Source organism: Aneurinibacillus soli (assembly GCF_002355375.1).
Classification (GTDB): domain Bacteria; phylum Bacillota; class Bacilli; order Aneurinibacillales; family Aneurinibacillaceae; genus Aneurinibacillus; species Aneurinibacillus soli.
In genome coordinates this window covers 3313566-3327696 of the sequence record NZ_AP017312.1, presented here as the reverse complement: position 1 = coordinate 3327696, position 14131 = coordinate 3313566, and the positions used below count along the sequence as shown (strand labels likewise).

General features: G+C 46.5%; 13 protein-coding genes, 2 tRNA genes, 1 other RNA gene and 3 pseudogenes. 12 read left to right on the top strand and 7 right to left on the bottom strand.

Translation table 11 applies throughout. The features are described 5' to 3' along the window. Positions 1–258 precede the first annotated feature (258 nt). The 9 genes and pseudogenes from CB4_RS16845 to CB4_RS16805 form a co-directional block, all read left to right on the top strand. Positions 259–762: a DinB family protein gene (locus CB4_RS16845; RefSeq protein ID WP_096466921.1), complete on the top strand. Its 504-nt coding sequence runs from the start codon at positions 259–261 to the stop codon at positions 760–762. 278 nt (positions 763–1040) lie between these two features. Continuing rightward, positions 1041–1117, top strand: a tRNA-Arg gene (locus tag CB4_RS16840). Between the two features lie 7 nt (positions 1118–1124). Beyond that, positions 1125–1208, top strand: a tRNA-Leu gene (locus CB4_RS16835). Positions 1209–1223: 15 nt separating this feature from the next. After that, positions 1224–1605, top strand: an RNA gene (gene rnpB / locus CB4_RS16830) — RNase P RNA component class B. A gap of 160 nt (positions 1606–1765) precedes the next feature. Further along, positions 1766–2140: pseudogene (locus CB4_RS16825) on the top strand (sigma 54-interacting transcriptional regulator); the annotation flags it as partial. Positions 2141–2324: 184 nt separating this feature from the next. Then, positions 2325–2857, top strand: a pseudogene (locus CB4_RS16820) (GntP family permease); the annotation flags it as partial. 117 nt (positions 2858–2974) lie between these two features. Next, positions 2975–3604: a CoA transferase subunit A gene (locus tag CB4_RS16815; RefSeq protein ID WP_231956269.1), complete on the top strand. Its 630-nt coding sequence runs from the start codon at positions 2975–2977 to the stop codon at positions 3602–3604. Positions 3605–3623: 19 nt separating this feature from the next. Continuing rightward, positions 3624–4274, top strand: coding sequence for a CoA transferase subunit B (locus CB4_RS16810; RefSeq protein WP_096466917.1), 651 nt, complete (start codon positions 3624–3626; stop codon positions 4272–4274). 89 nt (positions 4275–4363) lie between these two features. After that, positions 4364–4609: pseudogene (locus CB4_RS16805) on the top strand (SDR family oxidoreductase); the annotation flags it as partial. A gap of 64 nt (positions 4610–4673) precedes the next feature. Here the strand turns inward: CB4_RS16805 and CB4_RS16800 are convergent. Next, the gene (locus CB4_RS16800) at positions 4674–5870 is read right to left on the bottom strand and encodes an MFS transporter (protein WP_172890911.1); all 1197 of its coding nucleotides are present in this window, start codon (positions 5868–5870) and stop codon (positions 4674–4676) included. Positions 5871–6029: 159 nt separating this feature from the next. Here CB4_RS16800 and CB4_RS16795 point away from each other — a divergent pair, with 159 nt between their 5' ends. Continuing rightward, positions 6030–7502, top strand: a complete 1473-nt coding sequence (locus CB4_RS16795) for a SpoIIE family protein phosphatase (protein WP_096466915.1) — start codon at positions 6030–6032, stop codon at positions 7500–7502. A gap of 46 nt (positions 7503–7548) precedes the next feature. On the opposite strand, the gene CB4_RS16790 is transcribed toward CB4_RS16795, so the two are convergent. The 6 genes from CB4_RS16790 to CB4_RS16765 form a co-directional block, all read right to left on the bottom strand. Continuing rightward, complete coding sequence (locus tag CB4_RS16790; protein WP_096466914.1) at positions 7549–7848, bottom strand: STAS domain-containing protein; 300 nt, start codon at positions 7846–7848, stop codon at positions 7549–7551. Between the two features lie 39 nt (positions 7849–7887). Next, positions 7888–8289, bottom strand: a complete 402-nt coding sequence (locus tag CB4_RS16785; RefSeq protein ID WP_096466913.1) for an ATP-binding protein — start codon at positions 8287–8289, stop codon at positions 7888–7890. Next, positions 8282–8590 (bottom strand): hypothetical protein, encoded by a 309-nt coding sequence (locus tag CB4_RS16780; RefSeq protein WP_096466912.1) that lies wholly within the window; start codon positions 8588–8590, stop codon positions 8282–8284. The genes CB4_RS16785 and CB4_RS16780 overlap by 8 nt, the downstream gene beginning before the upstream one ends. 45 nt (positions 8591–8635) lie before the next feature. Then, complete coding sequence (locus CB4_RS16775) at positions 8636–10030, bottom strand: globin-coupled sensor protein (RefSeq protein ID WP_096466911.1); 1395 nt, start codon at positions 10028–10030, stop codon at positions 8636–8638. Between the two features lie 222 nt (positions 10031–10252). Next, a complete protein-coding gene (locus CB4_RS16770) occupies positions 10253–11191 on the bottom strand; it encodes an AEC family transporter (protein WP_231956050.1) in 939 nt (312 codons plus the stop codon). A gap of 126 nt (positions 11192–11317) precedes the next feature. Further along, on the bottom strand, positions 11318–12034 hold the full coding sequence (locus CB4_RS16765; protein ID WP_096466910.1) for an iron-containing redox enzyme family protein: 717 nt from the start codon (positions 12032–12034) through the stop codon (positions 11318–11320). A gap of 156 nt (positions 12035–12190) precedes the next feature. Between CB4_RS16765 and CB4_RS16760 the strand changes: the two genes are divergently transcribed. Together CB4_RS16760 and pfkA are read left to right on the top strand one after the other, a co-directional pair. Further along, complete coding sequence (locus tag CB4_RS16760; RefSeq protein ID WP_157738032.1) at positions 12191–13153, top strand: ROK family glucokinase; 963 nt, start codon at positions 12191–12193, stop codon at positions 13151–13153. Between the two features lie 16 nt (positions 13154–13169). Further along, positions 13170–14129: a 6-phosphofructokinase gene (gene pfkA, locus CB4_RS16755; RefSeq protein ID WP_096466908.1), complete on the top strand. Its 960-nt coding sequence runs from the start codon at positions 13170–13172 to the stop codon at positions 14127–14129. The last annotated feature ends 2 nt before the right edge of the window (positions 14130–14131 follow it).

Below are 14131 nucleotides of genomic sequence, written 5' to 3'. Positions count from 1 at the left end.
TGGTAAACCGAAACGTTGCGCGGGCTCCCGGAGCGGACAGTCATAGCTTCCCTGCAAGCGTACCGAAGCGAACGGCTCCTTTCTTCTCCCACTCCCTCACCACCAAACGTTGTCGATATTACGAAAATCTGTCCTGTTCACCATGTTCCGGCTATCGGGACAGCCGTCCTTGTCTTTTCTTGTTCCTCTCTATTTTTTTCCAAGTATATATGTTAAAATAAATAAGAACATATATTCTTATTTAGAGGGAGGAAAGAAATGTACACAACAATTGATTCGTTTATCCGGGCATGGGATAATGACGCAGCAGGAATGCAGAGAGTGATGGATACATTGACAGATGCTTCGCTTAAGCAGGAGGTATCGCCTCACGACCGGACACTGGGACGTGTTGCATGGCATATTGTATATACTATATATGAGATGATGGAGAAGTCAGGACTCACACTTGCGGGAGCGATAGAAGAAGCACCTGTTCCAGAAACAGCAGAAGTAATCGCCCTGGCATATCGAAAGGCTAATGAATCGCTGGCAGATGCGCTTCGTCAGCAGTGGTCTGATACTTCATTGCAGGAGGAAGTAAACCTGTATGGAGAACCGTGGACGAAAGCAATCGTTTTGAATGTTTTGATTCACCATCAGATTCATCACCGTGGACAGATGACCGTGTTGATGCGCCAGGCCGGACTTCGGGTTCCAGGAGTATTTGGTCCTTCTAGAGAGGAATGGAGTACGTTTGGCGTAGAGGCACCTAGCGTGTAGAGAATACAGGGTGTTTGCTAGGCTGCTGGATAGAAACAACACGCCAAAAGATTGTTTTGTTCTTTTTTGAATCGAAACGTTGTTGGGAGGAGAGAAGCGAACAGTCGCTCTCTCCTCCCACCATCACGCCTGGTCGATTTCGATAAAAGAAAACGCAGCCAAGAACATACTTTGGCATAGAACCGCAAATAAAAAGTGAAAAAATCACTTGCCATGTATCAGTCGTGTGTGATAGTATTGTTTTTATCGCCGCAAGAAATAAATGCAGTTAATAAAATGTCCCAGTAGCTCAGCAGGATAGAGCATACGCCTTCTAAGCGTACGGTCGGGAGTTCGAATCTCTCCTGGGACGCCAGTTTTAAGCGAGTGTGGCGGAATTGGCAGACGCGCTAGATTCAGGTTCTAGTGGGGGCAACCCCGTGGAGGTTCAAGTCCTCTCATTCGCATTTGATGTATGTAAGAAGTGTGGATGGTCGCTGTCTGTTGCAAAACAGACAGAGGAAAGTCCAGGCTCGCCCGGGCTGAGATGCCCGGAGTGTTTGTGCCTATCGCAAGGTAGGGCAGCCGGTGGTCCGGCTGACGGCGGTGAAATCGGCTACGTTCCTTTTGGAATATGCCGAAACTAGCCTGAAAGTGCCACAGTGACGAAGCTCTGTGGGAAACCACAGAGGTGGAACGAGGTAAACCCCTCAAGCGAGCAACCCAAATTTTGGTAGGGGCACTGTCTGAAGGGAACTGAACCGGACGACAGACGAAGAATGCTTCGTAGATAGATGACTGTCACTTCTTGTACCAGGCTGGCTGCCGCTACGAGTACGGAAGTACAAAACCTGGCTTACAGCACTTCTTACCGCCTTATATTGACACACACAAACCGTTCCAACTGGAGCGGTTTTTTCTGTATTTCATGACCAGTACTTGAGAGGGAGGGCATCGCATCCCGGTCTTTAACCAGGACAAGGTAGCAGCCGTTGTCGGAACCGTTATGTTTCAGGAAGTGGACGATTTGTTCGCCCATGCCATTCACCGTGAAAGCTACCGATCAGGCGGGCCGCTTATTAAAGTGAACTGTGCAGCGATTCCAGACACGTTGTTTGAATCTGAGCTGTTTGGTTATAAAGAAGGTGCGTTTACGGGTGCCAAAAAATCGGGCAAAAAGGGGAAATTTGCGCTAGCACGGGGCGGTACGATTTTTCTTGATGAAATTAGCGAGATGCCGCTGATGATGCAGGTAAAGTTGCTCCGCGTGCTGCAGGAAAAAGAAATTGAACAGGTTGGGGCAGATAAACCGGAGTCAATTGACGTGCGAATTATTGCCGCGACGAATAAAGATTTGCTGACACTTGTTGAAAAAGGACTTTTTCGGCATGATTTATTTGGAATCTAGAAGAAGGAAAGCAAAGGCAAATGGCGAAGGATATGGTATAGGGCATAAAAATGAACCGGAACCACTTACAGATGAAAAACTGCCAAACGCCTTTATTGCGATTTTACCGCTTATAATTATTGGAGTTTTCAATAAAGTGTTCACCGGCCTCATTCCGCAAGTCTACGGCAAAAAATTTGATTTTGAGAGCATTAATATTCCGAAGGTGGCAGCTGTTGATGTGACGAAAGAAACGGCCATCTGGGCTGTTGAGGGAGCGCTCGTTCTGGGGATTTTGACGGTCTTACTTTTTTCCTTCACGCGAGTTAAACAGAATTTTAATGCAGGGATTAATGCATCAATTGGTGGTGCACTACTGGCTACACTGAACACCGCATCCGAGTATGGGTTTGGGGGCATTATTGCGCTGCTTCCGGGGATTACGGGTTCAGCATCTGGCGGAATGAGTATCGCACTTGCAACGATGGGAGACAAGTACCTCGAGCAGGCAGAGAAGCTTGGCATCAATCCAGAAGTGATGCACCGTGTAGCGTCCATGGCATCCGGTGGTATGGATACGCTTCCACGCAACGGCGCCGTTATTACGCTTTTAGCCGTAGCCGGGCTTACGCATCGCCAGTCGTACATCGATATTTTTGCTATGAGGCTCATCAAAACGCTAGCTGTATTTTTGTGATTGCGCTGTACTATATGTTTGGTATTGTTTGATTCCGCTTTCATAAAAAGAAAGCGATTTCAATAAATTTTGGTTGAGGAGTGAGTCGAGTGAGTGTGTACACATCTATTGAACAGGCTGTAGACGGAATTAAAGACGGAGCAACGTTGATGGTTGGCGGATTTGGATTGGTAGGCATCCCGGAGAAGTTGATACTCGGCCTGCGTGATAAAGGCGTCAAAGACTTGACGATTATCTCGAATAATTGCGGAGTGGACGACTGGGGACTCGGTTTGCTATTGCAGAACAAACAGATTAGAAAAATGATTTCTTCCTACGTAGGTGAAAATAAAGAATTTGAGCGTCAATTCCTCTCAGGAGAATTGGAAGTCGAACTAGTACCGCAGGGCACGCTTGCTGAACGCATTCGTGCAGGCGGCGCGGGTATTCCGGCATTCTATACACCGGCTGGCGTCGGTACACCGCTTGCAGAAGGTCGTGAGGTACGCACATTTGACGGCAAGGAATACTTGCTTGAAACCGGACTAACTGCTGACTTCTCGCTTATCAAAGCATGGAAAGGCGATAAAATGGGCAATCTCGTGTATTACAAAACGTCGCAAAATTTCAACCCGATGATGGCTGCTGCTGGCAAGATAACGATTGCTGAAGTAGAGGAACTTGTAGAACCAGGTGCAATCGATCCGAATACAATCCATACGCCGAGCATTTATGTCCAGCGCATTATCGAATGCCAGAATTACGAAAAACGAATCGAACGCCGCACCGTGCAGGCATAAGACAAGGGAGGGAAAAAATATGGCAATGACAAGGGAACAAATTGCAAAGCGTGCAGCACAGGAAGTTCAAGATGGTTTCTATGTAAACTTAGGAATTGGAATTCCAACGCTGGTAGCGAACTACATCCCGGCTGATAAACATGTTGTGCTTCAATCGGAAAACGGCCTGCTTGGTATCGGACCGTACCCGACAGAGCAGGAGCTGGACCCGGAGCTCATCAATGCGGGGAAAGAAACCATTACGATGACACCGGGCGCAAGCCTGTTTAGCAGCGCAGAGTCGTTCGCGATGATTCGCGGTGGTCATATTGACTTAGCCATCCTTGGGGGGATGGAAGTGTCTGTGAACGGTGATCTGGCGAACTGGATGATTCCGGGCAAAATGGTCAAAGGTATGGGGGGAGCGATGGACCTTGTACACGGCGCGAAGCGCATTATCGTGATTATGGAGCATGTAAATAAGCACGGTGAGCCAAAGATTTTGAATGCATGCACCCTTCCACTTACAGGTAAAGGGGTTGTCGACCGCATTATTACGGATCGTGCAGTGATTGACGTAACAGAGCGTGGTCTCGAACTTGTCGAAGTGGCAGAAGGCTTTACAGTCGAAGAGATTAAAGCGTGCACGGAGCCGGAACTTATCGTTTCCGAGATGCTGATAGTGAAATAATAGGAGTCGACAGCATATGAGTACACTTGTACAGAACAAAACAGTATTTATTACCGGTGCGGCAAGCGGTATCGGGCTTGAGGTCGCTCGTGAATGCGCTCTGCCCGGGCTACGTGGATACACCGCTTGTTCGCAACCAGCTGACAGATCTGGCCCGCACCCGCAATGTACCGCTTACGAGCGTGCTCGAAGAAGTGATTTATCCGCTCGTACCACAGCGCAAATTGCTGACACCGAAAGATATTGCCGAGTATGCGATGTTTATCGCGAGTGATAAAGCCGGAAGTGTAACCGGTCAGGCGATTGTCATTGATGGTGGGTATACGGCGCAATAATGAGCATGAAGAAGAGAGGGCACTTAGTATCCCTCTCTTTTTTGTCTGGCAGATAGAGCGTACATCAGCTTTCAGTTATACCTTCCCGACCAAGGAAGCTTACGACAAGTACCGCAAGTGTTGTCATTAAAAAGAACAGTCCGAAAATCCAGGAGAAGCCGACATGCGTTCCAATAAGAAGGCCGACTGCGTACGGTGCAATAATGCCCCCGATGCGGCCAAATCCTGCCGCCCAGCCGGTTCCGGTAGCTCGGAACAGTGTTGGATATTGTTCAGCGGTGTATGCATACGTTGCACCCCATGCGCCGAGATTGAAGAATGACAGGCAGATGCCGGAAGTAAGCAGCGCCCAAATGTTTGGTGACAGTCCGAAGGCGAGTGAGGAGAGGGCTGATAGCGTCATAAAGGTGACAAGGGTCGGCTTTTTCCCCCAGCGGTCGACACAGTAAGCAGCGACGAAATAGCCGGGGATTTGTACGAGCGTCATCAGGAGTACATATTCGAAGCTTTTGATAAGGGTAAACCCTTTCATAATCATAATGGAGGGCATCCAGAGCAGCATTCCGTAGTACGAGAAGACAGATGCGAACCAGAGTGTCCATAGCACAATGGTCGTGCGGCGGTATGGAGCGGACCAGAGCAGGCGTACTTTTTCGCCAAATGTTTGGGTGATTGCCTGGCGGGTGAAGGCAGGTGTTTCCGGAAGGGCACGACGCAAGTATAGCGCATATAATGCCGGAAGTGCTCCGATGAAAAGGCCAACACGCCAGCCGTATTGTGGGATGATGAAGTAGGAAATAATGGCTGCAACAAGTGCACCAGCTGCCCAAAAGCTCTGAAGCCAGACAACCCATTTGGCACGATGCTGCTGCGGTGCGGTTTCAAGTACGTAGGTTGTGACAACTGGCAGCTCGCCTCCAAGACCGAAGCCGACAATGAAGCGAAGGGCCATAAAGATGGCAAGTGTAGCAGCGAAGGCATTTAGCCCTGTTGCGATGCTATAGACAAGTAATGTAATGATAAACAGACGCTTGCGGCCATAGCGGTCTGCCCATAATCCGGCAAGTGCAGCGCCAAGTGCCATCCCGATAAAATTTATGGTACCGACAAGCCCCATTTCAGTCGGCGTCAGTCCCCACTGTACTTTTAAGGCGGCAAGAACAAAAGCGAGAATACCGACATCCATTGAGTCAAATAGCAGGCCGATGCCGGAGAGGCCAAGTATGCGAAACGCCTGTTTTTCTTTTTTTTCTGTATGCATATACGGGTTCATCCTTTCTTGATGTAGATGCTTCAGTATATTCACAAACGGGCGGTTTGCTCAGAGAGGAGAGAGGGGGATTAAATTTTTCAAAATGATAAAAAATTTCGAGGTTTATGATAAACTGAAAGGGATAGAACATAATACAGGGGGAGAACGATGGAAGGTGAACAGACGCACCGGCAAATCGAAAGAATGATGGATTCGATTCCGGAAGCTTTCTTCGCCGTTGATCGTAATTGGCGGTTTATATACATAAATAGAGAAGCGGAGCGCATTTTACATGCGAGTCGCGATGAGCTTCACGGGAAAAACATGTGGAATGAATTTCCCCTCACGATTGCACCGTCCTTTCAGACGCAGTACTTCAAGGCAGTGCATGAAAAGCGTCCGGTCGAATTCGAGCAATATATGCCGGAGACGAGGCAGTGGTTTGAGGTCCATGTTACACCATTTGATGAAGGAATGTGTGTATACTTTCATGATATTACGAGCCGGAGAGAATCGCATGAGAAGCTTCTGCAAGCATTAGAGACAAATGATCATCTGGTCAGCGCCATTGCCAATACGATGACAGGCGTTACCATTTCTGATCCGCGACTACCGGATAATCCGGTTGTTTTTGCTAATAAAGGGTTTGAGACGTTAACCGGATATTCTATAGAAGAAGTGATCGGTCATAATTGTCGATTTCTTCAGGGGCCACTAACAGATGGAGAAGCCGTCGAAAAGATTAGACGAGCAATTAAGGGAAGAGAGCCGATTACGACCGAGGTGCTAAATTATCGTCGGGATGGGAGTATATTTTGGAATGAGCTCACGATTAGCCCGATTTTTGATGATGAAGGAGAACTGATTTATTTTGTCGGACTTCAAATCGATGTTACCCGGCGCAAGCATGCGGAACAGGAACTCAAGTCAGAACTTGAGTTGGCCAAGCACGTACAACAAAGTGTGCTCAGCCCCCCTATTCAGCGAGACAACATCGAAATAAAGGCGGCGTACATTCCGTCTGAGCAGCTGGCAGGTGACATGTATTGCTGGTATCAGATTGATAAGAATCGATACGGAATTATGCTGCTCGATGTGGTGGGGCATGGCATTAGTGCTTCGCTGATTAGTATGTCAATCCGCTCGCTGCTTCAGGGATTGATTACTCGTCTCGTTGATCCAGTTCGGGTGATGCAAGAATTAAACCGACATATGAACAATTTGTATCAGGCACAGAGTCGAATAAAGTCGTATTACTTTACCGGCTTATATATCGTTGTGAATACAAAAGAGCGGACGATTGAATATGTGAATGCCGGACATCCACCAGGTTTGCTTTGTAGCGCTGGCGATGCACCTTTTATGCTAAGTGAAGGGGGATTGCCAGTTGGATTGATATCTGATTTGCGAGTAAAGAAAGGGATTCTATCGTATGAAGGGCCGGTACGAATCTTTTTATATACAGACGGACTTATTGAGAGAAAAGGGGAATCGTCTTTTCAGAACATCAACCGGCTTGCTGATTTTTTACAGGAGTTTCACGATCAGGAAACAGACAGAGTAATTGAGGAAGCGGTTAACTTGTTTCGTGATGGACGGGTAGTGGATGATATTTGTCTGGTTGCGATTACACTTCCGTAATTGATATGTATAAAGAAAAGGCATGCATTCAACGCATGCCTTTTCTTTATGCGATTTCTACAAGGCTGTCAAGTTTGCAGATTTGCAAAATATTTTTAACTGGAATGCTCGCATTAATAACTGTTACACGATGGCGAGAGGTGAGAGGATGAATCCAACTGATCAAAAATCCAACACCTGTGCTGTCAATAAATTTGACGTGCTGCAGATTAATAATAAGATGCGATACTGTTTCTGGAAGGGAAATTTCTCGTACTTTTGTTTCAAGCTGGCGTACAGTTTCGAAGTTGATGTCTTCTTTGAACTCAAATGTTACTTCATGAGCTTGAATCGAGTAATTAATCATAAGGTCGACTCCTTTTATTAAATTACGTATAGTAACTTCTTACGAACGATCAAAGAGAATACGAGCGATTTTCCCGCAGTCTTCAAACGAAAATTCCTTACTGATTGTCTTTACAATGAACAGTCCTCTGCCTGTTGACTGATCTGGTGTGGGAAGATCAGCCAACAGGCACGTTTTCCAATCAAAGTCCCCGTCTGGATCTTCGATTTGAATCATAATCTCGTCCTCCGTCCAGCTAATGCGGACGAGTACATGGTGATCTGTCTGGGATTGATTATGGCTGACGATATTCAAAAGAATCTCCCAGATAGCAAGATAAAGTGAGTAGTGAATCAAACTTTCTTGTGTTATGTCCAGATCAGCACGCAGATCGAACAAAATCTGATCCACATAACTTTTCAAATTTTGTTCGGTCAGACAGGCGAATTCATAGTTACGCATGCAACTGTTCCAGAAGAATTTTTAGATACGGATGACGGAACGTATCCTGGTGCTCTAGGCGATACAGTTGACTCCAGAGTGAATTGTATGTGGATCGGTATTCCTCTGGAACTGTATCAGCAAAGTAAAATTGAAGTTGAAGCAGGCGCCATTTGCTATAATTACGGTTTTCTGAGGTGTTTTTGATGACTCCTATATCAATGCGGATGATTTGCTCATTTACTTCATGCAACAGCACTTCGGTTATTTCCTGTAAGGAAGAGAAGTGACGATTTTCATATGAGAATTTTTTCGTATTCATCGAATGTTCCCACCTATGTCCTGTATTTCATTGCCATGGACGAGCTTATTTATTGATGTTGAATTTATCATTAAGCTGATTGCTGAGCATGCTTAGTTCTTCCGCCATTTTGGCTACTTGCTCCGAAGCAGTCGAAATTTCATTGAAGGTTTGCTGGAAATCAAGAATATAGCTGCCGACACGCTGGATTTTTTCACTGTTAGAACGGACCTGAACGGATGAATTATCCATGATGTTCATAATAGCTGTGTTAATCTCACGGAATCGACTTGTTTGACGGGCGATTTGTTCAAACGAGTTCTCAAATGATGTTACGTTATTTTGCACCATGGAGATTTGTTCGTGAATATGGTCAAGTGCTGCCTGAGTTTGCATGGCGAGATTGCGAACTTCTTTTGCTACAACGGTAAACCCACGCCCGTGCTCCCCAGCGCGTGCAGCCTCGATGCTTGCATTAAGGGACAGGACGTTTGTTTTATTGGAAATAGCATGAATAACCTGAACGATTTCTCCGATTTTATTGGAACTTTCGATGAGTTCTTTAGAACGCACACGGGTTTCGTCCATGATCTCAACGATAAGATCAATTTCTTTTAGTGCACTTGAAATCTCGGTTTTTCCGCCTTCTACATCATCTACCATTTTAAGCGAGCTGTTCTGAATATCACGTGTACCTTCAAGCATTTGGGAGACATGTTCTTCTTTTTCTCCGATGGATGCACTTGTTTCTTCTGCGGTTGCCACAAGCATCTCGGATGATTCATTGAGACGGTGCTGAATGCGTTCGATTTCATTGAGGCGCATCATGGATGAGGTATAGGAATCAATATACGTGGCGATCGCAATCTGCATATCAAAAGAACACAGCTTTTGGAATGAAATAAACGCCTGCTGGGCTTCGGCAGGGGGAAGCTCACGTAGTAGCACGCTCAGCACTTCATTTTGAATGATTGTGTACGCTCCAATATACCATTCGGGGAACAGGTTAATGCGGTTATGTACACTGCCGATAATTTTCCGACGCACAATATAATCTTTGCCGACATCGCCTGACGTCATATCAAGTAGATAGCGCTCTAATGTCTGCCGAAGCTTCTCGACAGAGCTGTGGTTGCTGATGATGGTGATCAGCGCTGGAACTTGCGAAAGTTTTTCATAAAATGTATTTACAATGCCTGCTACGTTTTTCTCGAAAATGGGACGCAGAGAAACGAGACGCTGCAGGTCGGATTCGTTCAAGCCTACAAAGTGAACTTTGGAGCTTTCGGTGCTCTCTTTAAGTTCTTTAATAGAGCGGGATACATCCGGAGTAATAGAAAGGGAAGTGCCGGATGTATACGGTACTGGTGTATGTCCTTCTTCTTCTTTTTTTCCGCCTTTGAAAAAACTGATGGCTCCTTTTTCATCTCCAAATAAACCCTTAAACGGACAACCCATCATACTTGCTATCCCCTTTACTATAAAAAATAATTGAATCTTTGATGATTATATCATGACCTGAATGGGAAAAGTCATACTTTTATACTAAAATAAGTATAGTCTTTATTGTTTTTACAAACAAAAAACAATTGTAATTATGGTGAATATGTATAAAATGTAGTCCATTTATACGTTAAACAGCCTCCCAAAACAGTAGAGAGGCTATTTTGTATGAGTATGCAGTTACTGAAGCAAATAAAATCCAAACGCAGTCATAAGAGGAATGGTGGGAATGGACAGTAATGTAGAAAATACGGTCATCGTCGCTCCATACTCTTCATCGGCAGAATAACGGGCAAATAAAATCGAGGCGAGCGTCATAGATGGCATAGCTGTCTGGACAATAATAGTCTGAACGACTTCAACCGGAAACGATACAACTTTAAGCAGCAGCGCACAGGATATAGGAAAAATACATAGTTTTAGAACCAACGGCATGCTGATGTGTCCGATAGCTGGTGTTTTCTTCTTAATGAGTGCGGGAATGAGCATTCCGATGTACATCATAGCGAGCGGGGATGCTAGATTCGCCAGCGATTCTGTTAGATGAGCCACAACAGGTGGCGGTGAAAGATTTAAAACGGCAATAATCATTCCTACAAAAATTGCGATCATGGGAATGTTCACAAGCTCACGCAGCGATCGCAGGCTGATGCGTACATGAGGCTGAAGTATCATAACACCCAGCGTCCAGATCGTAAAATCAAGTCCTGCATCAAAAATAGCAGCCAGGAGTGCACCTTTAGGCCCGAACAGAGCTGCGCAAAGTGGGATGCCAATAAATCCGGTATTGCCAAGACCGGATAGGAGTGCAATCTCGCGTGCTTTATCCGGTGTCATGCGAGCGGCACGAGCAGCCAGAAAGCCAAGCCCCACTCCGAGACTGTTCAGAATAATCGAACAGACAAACGTAATGAGAACAAGTGTCAGAAATGCCTGATCCACTTTTGTTTGAAATATGCCATGAAAAATAATACATGGCATGGCAACATTAATAATAATAGCCATAAGTAGCTGTCTTCGCTCGACCGTAAACGGAACGGTTCGGGTAAGCAGCGCACCGATCACAATCATGGCAGCCATGACGGCGATGGATGACACAACAGTTGAAATTTCCACCATGCTCCCTCTTTTCATTTATAAAAATATTCTATCTCTTCGGTATGATAACGGTACTATACAAGAAAGTAAACGCTTAAATATGCATAAAAAAAGGATACCCATTTTGGCGTATCCTTTGGCATGTATTTATAGAAGACTTTGCATACGTTCGTACAATCCTTGATAGAAGCGTGCTTCCGAACGTGTAACATATGCACCGGCCCGATACATATGTTCAAGCTCCTGTGGCGATGTGAAGCGTGTTAATATATTTTTGCACAGTTGGTAGTGGCGTGGTTCGTGTTCATCAGCATGAACCGTCCAGAATGTCACATCGAGCTTGCGATCTGTATTGTAGTTTGGATGCTGTAATCCTTCTCCGATCAAGCCCATTACTTTACCTGCAAACAGCTCAGAGCCGAAGCCAATGGATGCCATTGCTTCAAGTGATGTGGCATTGCGAAGGAAGATCAGAAATGCAGTTACTGCTTCTTTCGCTGCTGGAGCAACCGGATAGTCGGGAACGTATTTTTCGTTCGTCGGAACATCTGGAGCAGCGGTTTCAAGGAAAGTATGATAGAGGAGCGAATGATAATGAGCGGGATTGCCTCGTCCACCTTCGTCCCATAAGTTGTCAACAAGCGGAACCCACCAGTCGTCTTCTGGTTCCACGGCTGCTACGGCTGCACCAAGCACGCGTGGGAAATTGCGGCTGTAGTAGCTGTACTGCAGGGCGAACTCGCGTACCTGAAGAGGTGTCCATTGGCCTGCAAGCAGGGACTGCATGAAATCTCCCTGAATAATCTCTTCTTCTACGATATCCCAGATTTTTTGTTCAACCTGTTCATAACTTGTAAACTGCATATATACTTAACCTCCTGGATTATATGGCTGCCGAATTCGTTTGGTACAAACTTTTATATTATACTCATGCGTAGAAAGGAAAAGTCAAGCGGAAAAGTGAAAAGGCTGTGACAAGCTATTATAATAAGGAGAGAAGCATGGACGGGAGGAATGCGGGTGTTTGTCTGTTATGATATAGGTGGTACAAATATAAAAGCGGGACTGGTAGAGCCGAACGGAGTTGTTCGGGCTCGCGTGAGTGTCCCGACTCCGGTAAATAGCAGACCGGATGAGTTTTTACAGCTGCTGGCGGATGTGCGTACCCGTTTGTGCATAAATAGTAAAATTGCCATCTCTGCCATTACAGCAGTAGGGCTTGGCATCCCCGGGTTTCTGGACATGGAATCAGGCAAAGTGAGGCAGGCGGTGAATCTTGGTTGGAGGGATGAGCCGATTGTCGAGCTTGCGAGACAGAAGCTGGGTGATCCTGTATATATTTTAAATGATGCGAATGCGGCAGCACTTGGTGAAGCGTGGCGTGGGGCCGGACAAAACATTCCGGATTTACTCTGTGTAACACTCGGGACCGGGGTGGGTGGCGGTACGATTACGAATGGGAAGATTGTGAGCGGCCATCTTAATTTTGCTGGAGAAATCGGGCACATGTGCGTGCGTCCTGACGGAGGACGTGTATGCGGCTGTGGAGCGGTCGGTTGTCTGGAAACAGAAGCGTCAGCAACGGCGCTCGGAATGTATGGCACCGAAGCGGCAAGCTCCGGTGTTTCGCCGATGTTGGTGCATGTAATGAGGGAATCTGGTCGCATAACCGCTTACGATGTAGTGCAGGCGGCAAAAGAAGGGGACTTGCAAGCAAAGATAATTATAGAAAGAATGGCGTATTATCTCGGATATGGGCTAGCCAATGCCTATACCGTAACAGCCCCCGCTCGCATCGTCATTGGCGGCGGGGTTGCGGCTGCCGGTCGTGTGCTGTTTGACCCGCTGACTCATTTTTTTGACCGGTTTATTTTTTCGAAGGAAGTGCGTGGACAGGAGCTCATCGTGCCTGCTTTTCTCGGTAATGATGCCGGAATTATTGGTCTGGCTCGATGGATACAGACGAGTGAATCATCAAAATAAGAGAGGATGACATAGTATGAAGCGAATTGCAGTATTAACGAGCGGAGGAGACGCACCAGGGATGAATGCGGCTGTGCGTGCTGTTGTGCGGCGTGGGATTGCCTGCGACATGGAAGTGTATGGAGTGTATCACGGATACGCGGGTCTGCTGGATGGACAGCTCGCGTTGATGAATGCGGGAAGTGTTGGTGACATTATTCAGCGCGGCGGGACCATTCTGTATACAAGTCGCTGTGATGAATTCAGGACGGATGCTGGCCAGCAGAAAGCGATTGAACAACTGAAGGCAAACGAAATTGAGGGCCTGGTTGTTATCGGAGGGGATGGCTCGTTTCGTGGCGCGCATAAACTAACCGAGAAAGGGTTTCCGACAATTGGTATCCCTGGTACGATTGACAATGACATCCCGGGCACAGAAATGACGCTTGGATTTGATACGGCGGTGAATACGGTTATTGAAGCGATTGATAAAATCCGGGATACAGCCACCTCGCATGAACGTACATATGTAGTAGAAGTTATGGGGCGTCATCGTGGTGATATTGCACTGTGGGCTGGACTCAGTGGTGGGGCAGAATCGATCCTTATTCCAGAGATTGAGCATGAGATGGATGAAGTCATTCAGCGCCTGATGGACGGACATAGACGCGGTAAGAAGCACAGCATTATTATCGTATCGGAAGGTGTTTGCTCGGCTTCTGTCATTGGAGATCAGATTAAAGAAGCTACCGGATTCGACACGCGCGTTACGGTGCTCGGACATGTGCAGCGCGGCGGTTCTCCCAGTGCGTATGATCGGATGCTTGGCAGTCGTTTTGGAGCGAGAGCTGTGGATTTGTTACAGAAAGGCGAAGCGGGCAGGATGGTTGGCATTCAGCAGAACCGTATTGTTGCCGTTACATTTGATGATGTATTTAATGGAGTGCTCAAAACAGATAACGAGATGTATGAGTTGAGCAAGAGTTTGTCGATCTAACT